This is a genomic window from Pseudomonas sp. NPDC089918 (assembly GCF_050280605.1).
GTDB lineage: Bacteria > Pseudomonadota > Gammaproteobacteria > Pseudomonadales > Pseudomonadaceae > Aquipseudomonas.
In genome coordinates this window covers 12,362-28,742 of sequence record NZ_JBNNVP010000063.1, presented here as the reverse complement: position 1 = coordinate 28,742, position 16,381 = coordinate 12,362, and the positions used below count along the sequence as shown (strand labels likewise).

Sequence of the window (16,381 nt, the reverse complement as noted above, 5' to 3'; positions counted from 1 at the left end):
CAAGCCGACCACGGGCGTCGGTTTCGCCATGGGCATCGAGCGTCTGGTGCTGCTGCGGCCTGACATCCTGCTCCCAAAGCAGGCGCGCTACCGGACTGCGCTATACCCCGGTTTGAAATTGGCTCCGTGACCAGGACTCGAACCTGGGACCCAATGATTAACAGTCATTTGCTCTACCGACTGAGCTATCACGGAACTACATATTTCAATTTACAACTGGTATTTCAATTTACAACTGGTATTTCAATTTACAACTGTGAAGCTTGCTTCACCTCTTCGACCCGTTCGCATCGCTGCGTTCGTGTGTCTGAGGCGCGCTATTCTACAATCTTAAGCACCTCTGTCAACCCCCTAAATTGCTTTCAAGTTAATGATTTGCAACTTATTTCAGATTCCTGCTTGGGGAGCAGAAACCCTTCAGGGCGACTTACTGCGGGGCGCACTTTACAAGCCTTTTCCTTTGAGTTCAACAGCCTGGCGAAAAAAAGGCCTCGCGATGCGAGGCCTCTTTCAATTTGCTGCCGGCGGGAATCAGACGAAAACGATTTCGTCGTTTTCCACGGTGCCCTTGGCCGTCTCGCCTGGCATGTATCGACCCGACAGAATCAGCTGTGCCAACGGGTTCTCGATCCAGCGCTGGATCGCCCGTTTGAGCGGCCGTGCGCCATAGACCGGGTCGTAACCGACGGCGATCAACTTATCCATCGCTTCCGGGCTCAGCTCAAGCTTCAGCTCGCGCTCGGTCAGGCGGCTACGCAGGCGACCCAACTGGATTTCGGTAATGCCGGCAATCTGATCCCGAGCCAGAGGCTCGAAAATCACCACTTCGTCGACCCGGTTGATGAACTCCGGCCGGAAGTGCGTGGAAATCGCATCCATTACCGCCGCGCGCTGCGCTTCGCGATCCCCTACCAGCTCCTGGATCTGCACCGAGCCAAGGTTGGAGGTCATAACGATCACAGTATTTTTGAAATCCACTGTGCGGCCATGGCTGTCGGTCAAACGGCCATCTTCAAGCACTTGCAGCAAGATGTTGAACACATCCGGGTGGGCCTTCTCGACCTCGTCCAGGAGGATCACCGAATAAGGCTTGCGACGCACCGCCTCGGTCAGGTAACCGCCCTCTTCATAGCCCACGTAGCCCGGTGGCGCGCCGATCAGTCGAGCCACGGAATGTTTCTCCATGAACTCGGACATGTCGATCCGCACCATCGCCTCTTCGGTATCGAACAGGAACTCGGCCAGCGCCTTGCACAGCTCGGTTTTGCCGACACCGGTCGGGCCGAGGAACATGAACGAACCGCTCGGGCGATTCGGGTCGGACAACCCGGCGCGGGAACGCCGCACCGCGTTGGAGACAGCGATCACCGCTTCGTCCTGACCGATCACACGTTGGTGCAACAGGCTTTCCATCTTCATCAGTTTTTCGCGCTCGCCCTCGAGCATTTTCGCCACGGGGATGCCGGTCCACTTCGACACGACTTCAGCGATCTCTTCTTCAGTCACCTTGCTGCGCAGCAACTGGTTTTCACTTTTGCCGTGCTGGTCGACCATTTGCAGGCTGCGCTCCAGGTCCGGGATAACCCCGTATTGCAGCTCGGCCATGCGGTTCAGGTCGCCTTTACGGCGTGCGGCTTCCAGTTCCTGACGGGATTGTTCGATTTTCTGCTGGATCTGCGCCGAACCCTGGACTTCGGCTTTTTCCGAGTTCCAGATTTCTTCGAGATCCGAGTATTCGCGCTCGTGACGGGCGATTTCTTCCTGCAGTTTTTCCAGACGTTTCTTCGCCGCGTCGTCGCTTTCTTTCTTCAGCGCCTGGGATTCCACCTTCAGCTGAATCAGGCGACGCTCCAGGCGGTCCAGCACTTCCGGCTTGGAGTCGATCTCCATACGGATGCGGCTGGCGGCTTCGTCGATCAGGTCGATGGCTTTGTCCGGCAGCTGGCGGTCGGTGATGTAGCGATGACTGAGTTTGGCCGCGGCGATGATCGCGCCGTCGGTGATCGCCACCTTGTGGTGAACCTCGTAACGCTCTTTCAGGCCGCGCAGGATGGCGATGGTGTCTTCTTCGCTCGGCTCATCCACCAGGACTTTCTGGAAGCGTCGCTCGAGAGCTGCGTCCTTTTCTATATATTGGCGGTATTCGTTGAGCGTGGTCGCACCGACGCAGTGCAGCTCACCACGAGCCAACGCAGGCTTGAGCATGTTACCGGCATCCATCGAGCCTTCGCCCTTGCCGGCGCCGACCATGGTGTGCAGTTCGTCGATGAACAGAATGATCTGCCCTTCCTGCTTCGACAGTTCATTGAGCAGGGATTTGAGGCGTTCTTCGAACTCGCCGCGGTATTTGGCACCGGCAATCAGCGCCCCCATGTCCAGGGACAACAGACGCTTGCCTCTCAGGCCATCCGGCACTTCGCCATTGATGATGCGCTGGGCCAGGCCTTCGGCGATGGCGGTTTTACCCACGCCAGGCTCACCGATCAGTACCGGGTTGTTCTTGGTGCGGCGCTGCAGGACCTGAATGGTGCGGCGAATTTCGTCGTCACGGCCGATCACTGGATCGAGCTTGCCTTCTTCGGCGCGCTTGGTCAGGTCGATGGTGTATTTGTCGAGCGCCTGGCGTGACTCTTCGTGGTTGGCGTCATTGACTGCCTCACCGCCGCGCAGGTTGTTGATCGCATTTTCCAGGGCTTTTTTGCTCACGCCCTGGCCCAGCAACAATTTGCCGAGCTTGCTGTTCTCGTCCATGGCGGCGAGCAGCACCAGTTCGCTGGAGATGAATTGGTCGCCCTTCTGCTGGGCCAGGCGATCGGCCTGATTAAGCAGACGCGCCAGATCCTGCGACATGTTCACATCGCCAGTCGGGTTCTGGATTTTTGGCAGCTGATCGAGGGCTTTGGTCAGCTCTTTACGCAAACTGTTGACGTCGAAACCCACCTGCATCAGCAGGGGTTTGATCGAACCACCCTGCTGTTCAAGCATGGCCTGCATCAAATGCGCCGGCTCAATCGCCGGATGATCGAGGCCGACGGCCAGGGATTGGGCGTCGGACAATGCTAACTGCAACTTGCTGGTTAAACGGTCTATACGCATGGGTCACCTTCCTTTTGAGCAGGCCGGACCTATAAACATCCTGAATGAAGAAACCTGCCAGATACCTCACTAGATGTGGTCGATTCTGGGAGTTTCAAGCGTCTTGACGTTGATGCAAGTCAGGTAAGTCTAGCGTTCGAGCCAGATCAGAGAGGCAAACCGGCCGGTGCGTGGACTGCGGCGGTAAGAAAAGAAGCGTGGATCGGTCACGGTGCATAAACCGCCACCATAAACAGCGGTAACCCCGCGAGCGGCCAGACGCAAACGCGCCAGCTCATAGATGTCGGCCATGAACTTGCCGGCATTCTGGCTCGGTACAAAGGCTTTATCGGCTTCAGGCAATTGCTGGACGAAGGTTTCGCGCACTTCCGGGCCGACTTCAAAGGCTTGTGGGCCAATGGCCGGGCCAAGCCAGACCAGCACGTCTTCGGGCGGTACAGCCAGACTGTCGAGGGTCGCCTCCAGCACACCCGCCGCCAACCCGCGCCAACCGGCATGGGCGGCAGCGACGCGGGTGCCGGCACGGTCGCAAAACAGCGCCGGAAGGCAGTCGGCGGTCATCGCGGTGCAAGCGATACCGGGTGTAGCCGTCCAGCTGGCGTCAGCGGTGGCTACCAGGCTTGGATCCGCTTGGGCCACGACAACGCCGTGAACCTGCTTTAACCAGGCCGGCTGAATAGAGAAATGATCGGTAAGGCGACGGCGGTTTTCGGCGACAGCTTCGGGGTTGTCGTCGACATGATCGCCGAGGTTGAGGCTGTCGAACGGCGCCAGACTGACGCCGCCCGCACGGGTGGTAACGCAGGCTTTCACCCCGGCAGGCGCAGGCCAGTCGGGAATCAGCCAGTCACTCATCCGATGAACGCCTCACGGTCTTGCTTGAGCAGCGACAGCAACCAGACGAAATCGTCCGGCAGCGGCGATTCCCAGCTCATGCGTTTACCGGTGGTCGGATGATCCAGCTCCAGGAATCGCGCATGCAGCGCCTGACGCGGGAAATTCTTCAGGGATTCGACCATGGTCACACTGGCGGCCGGCGGAATTCGGAAACGACCGCCATAGGCAGGATCTCCGACCAACGGGTAGTTGATGTGCGCCATGTGTACGCGAATCTGGTGCGTACGGCCGGTTTCCAGCTTCACCCGCACGTGCGTGTGGGAACGGAAACGCTCGAGCACGCGGTAATGGCTGACGGCTTGCTTGCCACCTTCCATCACGGCCATGCGCTGGCGTTGCTGGCCATGACGACCGATCGGCGCGTTGATCTTGCCGCCGGCTGTCACCACACCGATCACGATGCACTCATAGATCCGGCTTACGCTGCGGCTCTGCAATTGCGTGACAAGCTGTGTCTGCGCCTGAATGGTCTTGGCCACCACCATCAGACCGGTGGTGTCCTTGTCCAGGCGATGCACGATACCGGCGCGGGGCACATTGATAATGTCCGGCACGTGGTGCAGCAAAGCGTTGAGCAAGGTGCCGTCGGCGTGGCCGGCAGCCGGATGCACCACCAGGCCCGCAGGTTTGTTGATCACCAGGATGTCGTCGTCTTCATAGACGATGTCCAGCTCGATGTCTTGAGCGATCCATTCGCCCTGAGCTTCCTGCTCGGCAGTCAGTTCAAGAATGGCGCCACCGTGAACGATGTCTCGCGGGCGGATAACCGCCCCATCCACAGTCAGGCGGCCGTCTTTGATCCAGGCGGAAAGGCGCGAGCGCGAGTGCTCAGCGAATAATTGTGCGGCGACTTGATCGAGGCGTTGGCCGCCCAATTCGGACGGCACCTCTGCGCGAAGTTCAATTTTATCGGACATGCTCAGACTAGGCGTCGGCACAGCCTTTGGTTTCGGCTGCGCGCTTGTGGTTAAATACGGCGTCTTTTGCCCCGAGGCTTTTCAACGGGGCACTCATCATAACAGGACGGCCCCGCCCAAGACAGCGGCCGTCATAGGGACGCAAGCCGCCATGCAAGTGAAACACCTGCTGCTGATCGCCATCCTCGCATTGACCGCTGCTTGCTCATCGAAGGAAGTCGTAGACGAAAACCTGAGCGAAGTCGAGCTGTACCAGCAGGCTCAGCACGATCTGGACAACAATAGCTACACCGCCGCCACAGCCAAGCTGAAGGCCCTGGAGTCACGTTATCCGTTCGGTCGCTACGCCGATCAGGCTCAACTCGAGCTCATCTACGCCAACTATAAGAACACCGAGCCTGAGGCTGCGAAATCCGCCGCCGAGCGTTTCATTCGTCTGCACCCGCAGCACCCGAATGTCGATTACGCCTACTACCTCAAGGGTCTGACTTCCTTCGACCAGGACGTCGGCCTGCTGGCGCGCTTCCTGCCGCTGGACATGACCAAGCGTGACCCGGGCGCCGCTCGCGACTCCTACAACGAGTTCGCCCAGCTGACCAGCCGCTTCCCGAACAGCCGCTACTCGCCGGACGCCAAGCAGCGCATGATCTACCTGCGCAACCTGCTGGCGTCCTACGAGATTCACGTTGCCGACTATTACCTGACCCGTCAGGCCTATGTCGCCGCCGCGAACCGTGGTCGCTACGTGGTGGAAAACTTCCAGGAAACACCTTCGGTCGGTGACGGCCTGGCAGTGATGACTGAAGCCTACCAGCGTCTGCACCTGGACGAACTGGCCGCAACCAGCCTCGAAACCCTGAAACTCAACTACCCGAACCACCCAAGCCTGGTGGACGGTCAGTTCGTACCCTCGAAGGACGAAGCCGACAACCGTTCGTGGCTGAGCAAGGCCACCCTGGGCCTGATCGAATCCCGTCCGCCGCTGCCACCGGGTGAAACCCGCGCCAACCAGGACGTGCAGAGGCAGTTCCAGGACGCCAAGGACTCGATTCCGAACGAGCTCAAGCCTAAAGATGAAAACGGCGATGTGATCGAAGAAGAGCAGCACGAGTCTGAAGCCAACAACGCCGACCGCTCGTGGTTCAGCTACATGACCTTCGGCGTGTTCGACTGACGCTGAGTGTTGTGCCGAGAAGGCGCCTTTCGAGGCGCCTTTTTTATTACCGGATTTCAGGGGTGAGTGTATTGCGCTGTGCGACCGACCCGTCCTTGGCTAAACTGCCAATTCACTACTCAAAAAGCAGCTCACCATGCTTCGTTTATTATTCTGGATCGCACTGATTGCCGCTGCGGTATGGCTCTGGCGCAAGTTCAAGGCCCCGGTTTCGGGCGCCAACACGCCGCGAGAGCAAGATGCTCCGCCCATGGTCCGTTGCGCTCATTGCGGCGTACATCTGCCCCGTGATCGCGCGCTGAGCCTTCAACAACAGTGGTATTGCAGCCAGGCTCACCTTGAGCAAGGCCCGGGTTCCAGTGATCGCTGAGACGTCCAGTCCCGGCAACAAACAGGCCCAGCGACTGCTGCGCCTCTATCACCTCTACCGTTTAAGCATCGGCATCACCTTGGTGCTGTTGATCTCCAGCAATATGGACAGCCAGTTGCTGACGTTTGCCAATGACGACTTGCTGCGCAACGGCAGCTGGTTGTACCTGGTGCTGAATATCCTGCTGGTGGTCTTTCTGGAGAACACCCGTCGCCCGGCGCAGTTGTTCGGCCTGGCGCTGGTCGATGTCCTGCTGCTATGCGGTCTGTTCTATGCCGCTGGCGGCATGCCCAGCGCCATCGGCAACCTGTTGATCGTGTCGGTGGTCATCAGCAATACCCTGCTGCGCGGGCGCATCGGTCTGCTGATTGCGGCTGTTGGCGCCCTCGGCATCGTGGGTTTGAGCTTTCTTCTGAGCTTCAGCCACCCCACCAGTCCCAATGATTACCTGCAAATCGGCACGCTCGGTGCTCTGTGCTTTGTCGCGGCGTTGCTGGTGCAAGGCTTGATCCGAAGAGTTGAAGTCAGCGAAACCCTGGCCGAGCAGCGGGCCAGTGAAGTGCTCGGCCTCGAAGCCCTCAACGCACTGATCCTGCAACGTATGCGCACGGGCATTCTGGTGCTCGACGACCAACGGCGTGTGCAACTGGCCAATCACAGCGCCTTGACCTTGCTGGGACAGGAAAAACTCGATGGCCAACTGATCGACGACCATTCGATGCCTTTGGTCGAGCGACTCCAACTTTGGTTCAACAATCCGACTTTGCGCCCGCAAAGCCTGAAAATCGCCAGCAATGGCCTGGAGCTGCAACCGAGCTTCATTGCCCTGGACCAAAGCCCGCACCACCAGACGCTGGTTTTTCTCGAAGACCTCGCCCAAATCGCCCAGCAGGCCCAGCAACTTAAACTCGCCGCCCTCGGCCGCCTGACTGCCGGTATTGCCCATGAAATCCGCAATCCACTAGGCGCCATTAGTCATGCCGCGCAGTTACTGCAGGAATCCGAGGAACTGAACGGCGCGGATCGGCGTCTGACGCAGATTATTCAAGACCACTCTCAGCGAATGAATCGGGTAATCGAAAATGTCCTGCAACTGTCCCGTCGCCAGCAAACCGTGCCGCAACGGCTGGATTTGCGGCCATGGCTGGAGCACTTCGTGGCCGAAACCCGCGAGGGTGCGACTGAGCGTCAGCTAGTTCACCTGCGAATCGGTTCGGGGGACTTCACAACCCTGATGGATCCGAATCAGCTGACCCAGATTCTCGACAATCTGTTGCGCAACGCTTGGCGCCATAGTGCCCTGAACCATGATCAGGCACAGGTCTGGCTCGAGTTGTTTATTGACCCGGACAGCCAGTTGCCTACCCTTGAAGTCCTGGACAATGGCCCCGGCGTGGCGCCGGACCAGCGCTCGCATTTGTTCGAACCGTTCTTCACCACCAGCAGCCAGGGCACTGGCCTGGGGCTTTATCTGTCCCGTGAGCTGTGCGAAAGCAATCAGGCCCGCCTAGACTTCAAACCACGCCAAGGCGGCGGCTGCTTTCGCATCACTTTTGCTCACGGACGGAAACAAAGTTGAACATGAGCCCACGGCAAAAAATCCTGATCGTCGACGATGAGCCGGATATCCGCGAACTCCTGGAAATAACCCTGGGACGGATGAAACTCGACACCTTTAGTGCCCGCAACCTCGCAGAAGCGCAAGCTCTGCTGGCACGGGAGACATTCGACCTGTGCCTGACCGACATGCGCCTGCCCGACGGCACCGGTCTGGCACTGGTGCAGCACATCCAGCAGCGCTATGCGCAAGTGCCAGTGGCGATGATTACCGCCTACGGCAGCCTGGAAACGGCAATCAACGCCCTCAAGGCTGGCGCGTTCGACTTTCTGACCAAACCGGTCGACCTCACCCGCCTGCGCGAACTGGTCACCAGCGCCTTGAGTCTGCCGGCACCAGGCGGTGCCAGCAGCGTCATCGACCGTCGGCTACTGGGCGACTCCCTGCCAATGCGCAGTCTGCGCAAACAAATCGACAAACTGGCCCGCAGCCAGGCCCCGGTGTACATCAGCGGCGAGTCCGGCAGCGGCAAGGAGCTGGTCGCCCGACTGATCCACGACCAAGGCCCACGCGCCACCCGACCATTTGTGCCGGTGAACTGCGGGGCAATCCCTTCGGAATTGATGGAAAGCGAATTTTTCGGCCATCGCAAAGGCAGTTTCAGTGGTGCCATCGAAGACAAACCCGGGCTATTCCAGGCCGCCCATGGCGGCACTTTGTTCCTCGATGAAGTGGCAGACCTGCCACTGGCAATGCAGGTCAAACTTTTGCGGGCCATTCAAGAGAAAGCCGTGCGTAGCATCGGTGGACAGCAGGAAACCGTGGTGGATGTGCGCATTCTCTGCGCCACCCACAAAGACCTCGATACCGAAGTCGCCGCCGAACGCTTTCGCCAGGACTTGTACTACCGCCTTAATGTGATCGAATTGCGGGTACCGCCCTTGCGCGAACGCCGCGACGACATTGAGCTTCTGGCCAACAATATGCTCAAGCGACTGGCAACTGGCACTGGCCAACCTGCGGCAAAACTCCACCCGCAAGCCCTCGACGCACTGAAAAGCTATCGTTTTCCAGGAAACGTGCGGGAGTTGGAGAACATGCTTGAGCGGGCCCACACCTTGTGCGAGAACAAACAGATCGAAGCCAGCGACCTGCGGCTGGCCGAAGGCAACTGCAACCCGGATGGCGGCGTGCCGGACCTGACGCAGATCGACAACCTGGAAGCCTATCTGGAAAACGTCGAACGCAAACTCATCCTCCAGGCCCTGGAAGAAACCCGCTGGAACCGCACGGCAGCGGCTCAGCGGTTGAATCTGTCGTTTCGGTCGATGCGTTACAGGCTCAAGAAATTGGGGCTGGATTGAAAAGATCGCAGCCTTCGGCAGCTCCTACAGATTCAGTGTTCGCCGCCATATCGCGGTCAAACACAATTCAATGCAGGAGCTGCCGAAGGCTGCTCTTTTGATCTTCTGTCAAATACGCCCGGCCGGTGCATACGGCGCAGGATCGATAATCGGTGCCCGACCCAGCATCACATCCGCAAACAACTGACACGACGCCGGCGCCAGCACCAACCCATTGCGGTAGTGCCCGCAGTTAAGCCAGAGCCCGTCAAACCCCGGCACCCGACCGATATAGGGAATCCCTTCCGGCGACCCCGGCCGCAACCCGGCCCAATGCCCCACTACCTCGGCATCCGCCAGCGCCGGAATCAACTCCACCGCCGAAGCCTTCAGGCTTTCCAGCGCGGTATCGGTCGGCGTTTTATCGAAGCCTTCATGCTCCAGCGTACTGCCGATCAGAATGTGCCCGTCACGCCGAGGAATGGCATAACGACCCTTGGCCAGAACCATGCTTGGGAGGAAGTCCGCCGCGCACTTGTAGAGAATCATCTGGCCTTTGACCGGCTCGACCGGCAGTTCCAGGCCCAGGCTTTTCAGCAAGTCACCGCTCCAGGCCCCTGCGGTCAAAACCACCTGATCACCCGCAATGGCCCCCATCGAAGTCTGTACCCCGACCACCGCAGCGCCCTCACGGATAAACCCGCTGACCTCGCACTGCTCATGAATTGTCACGTTCGGCAGCGCCAGCAAGGCTGCCTTGAGGGATTTCACCAACCGTGGATTGCGCACATTGGCCACATCGGCCATGTAGATCGCCCGCGAAAAACCAGCGCCCAATACCGGCACCGCATCGTGTGCCGCAGAGATATCCACAGCCCGCAACGGGCGGTTTTCCCGTTTGGCCCAGGCGAGCGCTTCGGCTTCGTCATCCAGGTCCAGCCAGTACAACCCGGTGGTGTGCACTTCAGGATCGACACCCGTGGCGGCGTACAGACGTTCCGCCAGCTGTGGATAAAAATCCTGGGACCAATGAGCCAGCGCAGTGACCGCCGGGCTGTAGCGCCACGGGTAGAGCGGCGAGACGATCCCGCCACCGGCCCAGGACGACTCCTGACCGACATTCGAGCGGTCCAGCAGCACGACGCTCTGTACTTCGGACGCGAGATTGAACGCCGTCAGCAGGCCAATCACGCCGCCGCCGACAATCACCACTTGCTGTTGCCTGCTCATGTTCTGATCCAACCGTTCAATAGACAGAAGGCGCAAAGGGCGCCTGAAAAATAAACTCAGCGCCCCCAGCAATCCTTGGTGGTCAGGCCGGACGTTGCATTGACCATGCCCCGAACGCCAGTATTGGTCAGCGTGAAATTACCGCACTTGTCGCTCGCCATGCTCGAACCGGCCTTGCGTGTTGCCGTCAGCAGGAAGGTCTGATCGGTCAGGGTCGGGGTGATGGTATAGAAATCATTGCCGACACTCAGACCGCTGGCATTGGTATAGACATTATTCTTCGAATAGAAGCGCTCCAGGATCTGTGCCTGCTCGGAAAGCAGACCCGCCACTTCAGTACGACGGCCCTTTTTTACATACTCGGTGAGGCTCGGATAGCCAATGGTGATAACGATCCCGATGATCGCAATCACGATCATGATTTCGATCAGGGTAAAACCTCGATTGGATCTGCGCATGCCTCAACTCTCACTTACTGTATTTGTCGCCACATGATGCGGCGGCCGCTGCCGCCACCGGATTTTTCCACCAGAGTGGTCACGCCACCGCCGGAGTCGTTCACAATCTTGCGGGATGCGTCATTGACGACCGCATTCAGGGTCGGGATCCCACCGGTGAAGATCACCCCGCTGGAAATCGTGTCAGTGCTGTCGACCACTCCGTCAGCATTGGTGTCGAGCACCGCATAGTTGAGCATCTTACCGCTGAACGCATCGAGTTCGACCAGTTTGCCGGAGCCGAAGCCGGCACAGGGGTCAACGGTATCCATACTGGCCGTGGTAAAAACGATTCGCCCTGCCACGAGACTGGCCTGATTGATCACCCGCTCCCCCGTCAGTACGTTGTTGTAGACCAGCGGCAAGTACCAGCCTTTCTTTGCCGGGTAGGTCACCTCATTCTGGCTGGTGGTGATGAATTGCCCGCTGCTGCCAGAGAACACGCCAGTCACCGCCTGCGCCTGCAAGCTGGAAGTGGTGATTTGCCCAGCCCCCCCCTCCGCATCCCATACCGCGTAGAACGCCTGCAGATCCTTATTGGTCTTGTCGGCGCTCTCATTGAGTTTGCCGGTGCCGAACAACACTTGCTTGCCGCCCGATGCATGATCGGCGAGCAGCGGTTGTACCGTGATCGGCTGAGTCGCGCCGCCCGCGGTGGTGAACAACGGCTTGCCGGAAAACGCCACGCCCCAGGTATCGGTGGTGGTGCCGCTCAAATCGAACTTCCACAACCGCCCTTTCAGGTCGCCCCCATAGGCGGCCTGCACCACATTCTGCGAGTTGACCCGAAGCTTCACCGACGACAGGCCGTTGTTGGTTTCTGTACTGTCGACCACGATTTTCTTGATCAGCGAGCCGTCGCGGATATCCACCACATAAAGTGCTGCCACCCCGGAGTTGCTGCCATAACCGTTGGAGATAAACGCGGCCCAGCGACCATCGGCCAAGCGTGCCACTTCGGGGCGCGCATAGGCATAACCCAGATCATTGAAAACGTTCGCCGTACTGGCTGTGGTCGGCGCACTGATTTCCCACAACGCGTTAATCACGTTACCGGCCGAGGCGTCGAACAGCTGCAGCGCATAGAAGGTTTTGCCGCCCGCCCCTGTTCCACCAATCGCCAGGGTTTTCCAGGCGCTGTCGAGTTGGGCATCGAACACGCCGACCTGACCGTCGACCAGATATTTGTGGCTCACACCGTTGATATAAGTGGGATCAGCGATGTAGCGCAATGATGGCAGCACACTGGAGGGCATATAGCCGTAGCGTCTGACACCATTGGTCGAGTTGATGACGTTTACAAAACCGTCGTTGGCGTTCACCACCAGGCTGGCATTCATGTTGGCGGCTTTGGTAGCCAAATAGGTGCTGTAGGTAGTATCCCCTACCAGGTCGGACGCGGTTTGGTCCGTGGGCGCGGCCAGTACGAGAGGCGAATTGATGATATCGCCGAGCAATACACTGCGCGCTCTCAACCCGGTTTTGTTGGTGCCCTTGCTCCACTCCACCAGATCGCTGCCGGTAATACCGACGGGCAGGCTCTGGTTGAGGGAAGTCTGTTGGACCGTAGAGAAATTGTTATAGGCCAGGGTAACGACGGCGTTGGTCAGGGTATTCCAGGACTGGTAGGTCGGGACGGTAGCACCGGGCACGATGGTGGTGTCGGTCGTCCACAGCACCGCGGCCGTGTTCACCGCGCCCGCCGAGGTGAAGCCAAAAGACTTGATGGTGCCGCGCCAGTCCTTGGGGTCGTAGGTGGTCTGGAAGTAGGCTGAGTTGCTGGTCAGGGTCGTGCCGCTGGTAACGCCGCTGCCACCTGATCCGGCCTTGGCGGTGATGTCGCTCAAGGCTGAAGACAATGCGCTGTTGAGCCCCGCACCGTCGGTCGCCTGGTAGTACTTACCCTGTCCATAGCTGGCGGCATCCGACAACATCTGGTTTGCCGTGGTGAAACCCACGGTATAGGTGTTGAGGTTCTGCTTGGGAAAATCCAGGGCGTTCCAGCCTTTTCCTGTGATGTCGGTACCCGTGGACCGCATGTCAATATCGAAGGCGAACTTGGCGATGTCATCCAGATAAAAGGTGTCACCCTCTTTGTCGCCGACGGGGTTGGCGCCATCGTTACTGCTGATACCGTCCCAGTTCGGTAACTTGCTGGTACCCAGCGGATCGTCAGTCGGAAAGGTATGGTCGAAGGTCGGCAAACCACTAGTGATTACTACGCCGTAATTTCTCTGGCAGCGATACTGAATCGGACTGGTGTAGGTGGTAGGCGTCGAGTTGTTGTATGGCGCCATGCCACGGAAATAGCGGGTGATCTCGTAATAGGCTTCAGCCAGCGGCGTATCCGCCTGCGCGCTCAGTTCGTCGATTCCGGCGATCAGATCGTTGTAGTTGGCATCGGCCTGAGCCTGGGTCACGGTGCCGCTGACCGCCGACAAATCGCTGACCGAACGAACGATATAACCGCCGTCATTCTTATGGTTGCCGACCGCCAGGTTGAACGTCGACAGACCGATGCGCAGCGAGCGGTTGCTGGCCACCAACGCCTTGGAAACGTTGCGCGCTACATTCATCCGGTAGTCATTGGGAATCGAGCCATCGGTGAAATCCCGGTCGGAGTTGTTGGCCAGGCTTATCAGATAGGACAAGTAATTCGCCGTATAGAGCGTGTCTTCGCTCCCCACCGGATCGGGAAGCTTGAGGCAAAGCGACTCCAGACCGAGAAGGCTGTTCTTATAAAAACCGTACCATCCGTCCTTCGTGCATGTTCCATGAGTCAAACTCGACAAGGGAATATTGCCATCGGCCATGCCAAGCTCACGGCCTTTGTTGCACGAACCATTGGAGAGGCAAATAGTCACCGGGGCACGTGCGACCGTCGGATCGAAGCCTGCCGCCCAGATAATGCTGTTCATACTCTTCGAGTCGTCGAGCAACAGCATCACATTGGGCGCCACGGCGGCGGCGTTCAACAGCGGCGAATCCGAGGGTGTGAAGGCGTAAGTCGGTGCTGCCAGATAAAGGCTCAACGCCGCGCCGCAGAACAACTGCAACAACCAACGGCGCCAGCCTGTGCGTGCCTCAGTACTTCGCATAGATACTCTCCACCACACTGCGCGAATTGCCCGCGATGCCCACGGCGGTCACCCGGTACAGCGTTGTCGACGTGTTGCTCGGTACGTTCACGGCCGTCAGGGTGGTGCCGATGTTCTGCACCCCGTAAAAGCCGCTGCCGGAGGCGATCCAGGTCACCCCCGAGGTGGAGTTGAACCCGGCGGCGGTAATGACCGACGCTTCGGCCGGAGGTGCGCATTGGCTGGTACCGCTGCAGACCGGCAATGAATAGGTGTTGAGTTGCACCGCGCTTTCGCCAATACGCAATGCCGCTTCTGCGCCCTGGAACGACTGATTGCGCAGGATCACGCTGCTGGCCATTTTTTCCTGCAACGTGGCGCTCTGCATTGATGAAAGCCCGATCAACGTCAGCACCAGGAGAAACACCAGGCTGACCAGCAGCGCCATGCCGCGCTGGGCGTGAGGGGTCATGGGAGCAATACTCATCGGCTCTCCCCTCATGGCAACCGGTTGCGCAAGGCGGCAACCACGTTGAAGGTTTGATCGCTGACCCGGTGGTTCGGGTCGGTCAGTGTCAGCGTCAGTCGCACACTTCGGATTCGTGCCGGATCGGATGGGTTGCTGCTGTAGCTGGAGGCAGCCGTATCCGTGGCGGAGCTCGCGAGGCCGAAGCTCACCTTGAAGGCACTGACATTGTTCACCAGCACCTGCTGCGTCGGCGTGCCGGCACCAGAGCCCATCAGCAGTTGATTGTTGCTGAAGCTGTAGATCAGCCGCCGGATCGGAAATGCCAACTGCCCGGATGTTGTCGTTCGTAGGCCGGAGTAGGCCGTTGCAGTGTTGCGACAGTCCGAAACCACCGTCCAGGTCGGCACCCCGCCACTGCCGCCGACATCGGCGGTGACAAGCGTTAATTTGAGGTTGGCATTGTCCCAACTGATCGGCGTGATCTGACTGGCATTGAAATTCCCTGCCGAGCTGGCGTCGATAATCGTGCCCAGGCAACCGAACATGCCGACCATGCGGATTTCCTGAATCATCTTGCTCAAGACGAACCGTGCATCTTCCTGCATGCCGGCGGCGGTATTCTGGCTGACGTAGGTATTTTTAGCTGCGATGAAGATCTGCGCCACGCCAAGAACCACGACCAGACTCAACGCCAGGGCGATCAGTAACTCGATCAGGCCGAAACCTTTGCTGGCTCTGATCATGGTGTCGTCGCCGGATCAACGGTGGCGCGACTGGTGAGGACGAAACTGCGGCGCGAGTCGGCGGTATTGGCGGCCCGCGAGTCATCCCAGGTAATGGTGATGGTGTATACCCGTTGGTTTCGGGTAATGCTGCCGGTCGCCGTGGCGCCGCCGAAATTGACGATGTTGGTGGTGAAATCGTAAAGATCCTGATCCCGGGCCACGCTCAGGTTGCCCGAGGTCGGTGGCGTGACGGTGTAATCGGCGCCGGAGTTGGCGCGAATGCGGTCCATCATGTCGTAGGCGATAAAACTCGCCTGGCTGGTCATCCGCGAGCTGTCGGTGTACTTCAGCGCATTGAGCTGAATCGCCGCCGCGCCCAATAACCCTACGGCCAGAACCAACAACGCGACCAGTACCTCGATCAGCGTCATGCCCTCCTGTGCGCGCTTGCTCCAACCCCTCATCCGCAACTTCCACCCAATAGAATTCGTCCGTTCAAACACACATTCAGCGTCCTGCTCTGTGCCCCCAGTACATAACTGATCACGACGGCCGTGGACGGCGCCGACAAACCGCCCAGATTGTTGAAATCAATAGCGGTCACTCCTGAGGTTAGCGTCAGAGTGGCGCCACTGCTCATCGCTGGAACAACCCGCAATACATTGGCCGGATTGCCGGTACCGTCATAAACGGTCAGCTCGCCGGTCCAGACACTGCCGCCGGCTGTCGGGCGAACCCGGGTGGTGAGGCCCCGGTCAATCGCCTCAAGCCGGGCGAAATTGAGCGCGCGTTGCAGGTCGCCGATCTCGGTGTCGGCCTTGGTGCTTTGCACCGAGCGGGTAAACGCCGGAACAGCCAGGCTGATCAGGATCAGAAACACGGCGAGCGTGATCAGCAGCTCGATCAGCGTGAAACCTTTTGTACGATGATCCATCGGTGCCCTCCGTTGCCGTCGGCTATACCTGCTTCTACACGCTAGAACATTCGACCGACAGATGTACGGTTGTTTTGCCATTACTCGCGCAGGG

At 59.0% G+C, this 16,381-nt stretch carries 14 protein-coding genes and 1 tRNA gene; 4 read left to right on the top strand and 11 right to left on the bottom strand.

All coding sequences use genetic code 11. The features are described 5' to 3' along the window. Window positions 1-119: 119 nt before the first annotated feature. The 4 genes from ACQKPC_RS28320 to rluD form a co-directional block, all read right to left on the bottom strand. Window positions 120-195 (bottom strand) — tRNA-Asn (locus ACQKPC_RS28320). A gap of 336 nt (window positions 196-531) precedes the next feature. Continuing rightward, entirely contained in the window at window positions 532-3,096 is a 2,565-nt protein-coding gene (gene clpB, locus ACQKPC_RS28315) for an ATP-dependent chaperone ClpB (RefSeq protein ID WP_192345402.1), read from the bottom strand. Between the two features lie 129 nt (window positions 3,097-3,225). Then, a complete protein-coding gene (gene pgeF, locus ACQKPC_RS28310; protein WP_427627918.1) occupies window positions 3,226-3,951 on the bottom strand; it encodes a peptidoglycan editing factor PgeF in 726 nt (241 codons plus the stop codon). Then, entirely contained in the window at window positions 3,948-4,910 is a 963-nt protein-coding gene (gene rluD, locus ACQKPC_RS28305; protein WP_007901932.1) for a 23S rRNA pseudouridine(1911/1915/1917) synthase RluD, read from the bottom strand. The genes pgeF and rluD overlap by 4 nt, the downstream gene beginning before the upstream one ends. A 151-nt stretch (window positions 4,911-5,061) precedes the next feature. Here rluD and ACQKPC_RS28300 point away from each other — a divergent pair, with 151 nt between their 5' ends. From ACQKPC_RS28300 to ACQKPC_RS28285, 4 genes are all read left to right on the top strand, one after another. Beyond that, a complete protein-coding gene (locus tag ACQKPC_RS28300; protein ID WP_008068432.1) occupies window positions 5,062-6,084 on the top strand; it encodes an outer membrane protein assembly factor BamD in 1,023 nt (340 codons plus the stop codon). 136 nt (window positions 6,085-6,220) lie between these two features. Beyond that, window positions 6,221-6,454, top strand: coding sequence for a PP0621 family protein (locus ACQKPC_RS28295; protein ID WP_007901926.1), 234 nt, complete (start codon window positions 6,221-6,223; stop codon window positions 6,452-6,454). After that, complete coding sequence (locus ACQKPC_RS28290) at window positions 6,444-8,033, top strand: sensor histidine kinase (RefSeq protein WP_008068431.1); 1,590 nt, start codon at window positions 6,444-6,446, stop codon at window positions 8,031-8,033. Before ACQKPC_RS28295 ends, ACQKPC_RS28290 begins: the two co-directional genes overlap by 11 nt. 2 nt (window positions 8,034-8,035) lie before the next feature. Further along, entirely contained in the window at window positions 8,036-9,376 is a 1,341-nt protein-coding gene (locus tag ACQKPC_RS28285; RefSeq protein ID WP_008068430.1) for a sigma-54-dependent transcriptional regulator, read from the top strand. Window positions 9,377-9,484: 108 nt separating this feature from the next. Here ACQKPC_RS28285 and thiO read toward each other — a convergent pair whose 3' ends face one another. From thiO to ACQKPC_RS28250, 7 genes are read right to left on the bottom strand one after another with little or no spacing between them, the layout of a single operon-like run. Then, complete coding sequence (gene thiO, locus ACQKPC_RS28280; protein ID WP_427627915.1) at window positions 9,485-10,585, bottom strand: glycine oxidase ThiO; 1,101 nt, start codon at window positions 10,583-10,585, stop codon at window positions 9,485-9,487. Window positions 10,586-10,641: 56 nt separating this feature from the next. Continuing rightward, entirely contained in the window at window positions 10,642-11,043 is a 402-nt protein-coding gene (locus ACQKPC_RS28275; RefSeq protein WP_427627913.1) for a type IV pilin protein, read from the bottom strand. Window positions 11,044-11,057: 14 nt separating this feature from the next. After that, on the bottom strand, window positions 11,058-14,180 hold the full coding sequence (locus ACQKPC_RS28270) for a pilus assembly protein (protein WP_427627912.1): 3,123 nt from the start codon (window positions 14,178-14,180) through the stop codon (window positions 11,058-11,060). Then, window positions 14,167-14,646, bottom strand: a complete 480-nt coding sequence (locus ACQKPC_RS28265) for a pilus assembly PilX family protein (RefSeq protein WP_427627910.1) — start codon at window positions 14,644-14,646, stop codon at window positions 14,167-14,169. The genes ACQKPC_RS28270 and ACQKPC_RS28265 overlap by 14 nt, the downstream gene beginning before the upstream one ends. Window positions 14,647-14,657: 11 nt before the next feature. Beyond that, window positions 14,658-15,371: a PilW family protein gene (locus ACQKPC_RS28260; protein ID WP_427627908.1), complete on the bottom strand. Its 714-nt coding sequence runs from the start codon at window positions 15,369-15,371 to the stop codon at window positions 14,658-14,660. After that, the gene (gene pilV, locus ACQKPC_RS28255; protein WP_305446957.1) at window positions 15,368-15,817 is read right to left on the bottom strand and encodes a type IV pilus modification protein PilV; all 450 of its coding nucleotides are present in this window, start codon (window positions 15,815-15,817) and stop codon (window positions 15,368-15,370) included. Before pilV ends, ACQKPC_RS28260 begins: the two co-directional genes overlap by 4 nt. Further along, window positions 15,814-16,287: a GspH/FimT family pseudopilin gene (locus tag ACQKPC_RS28250; RefSeq protein ID WP_008068412.1), complete on the bottom strand. Its 474-nt coding sequence runs from the start codon at window positions 16,285-16,287 to the stop codon at window positions 15,814-15,816. The genes pilV and ACQKPC_RS28250 overlap by 4 nt, the downstream gene beginning before the upstream one ends. Between the last annotated feature and the right edge of the window lie 94 nt (window positions 16,288-16,381).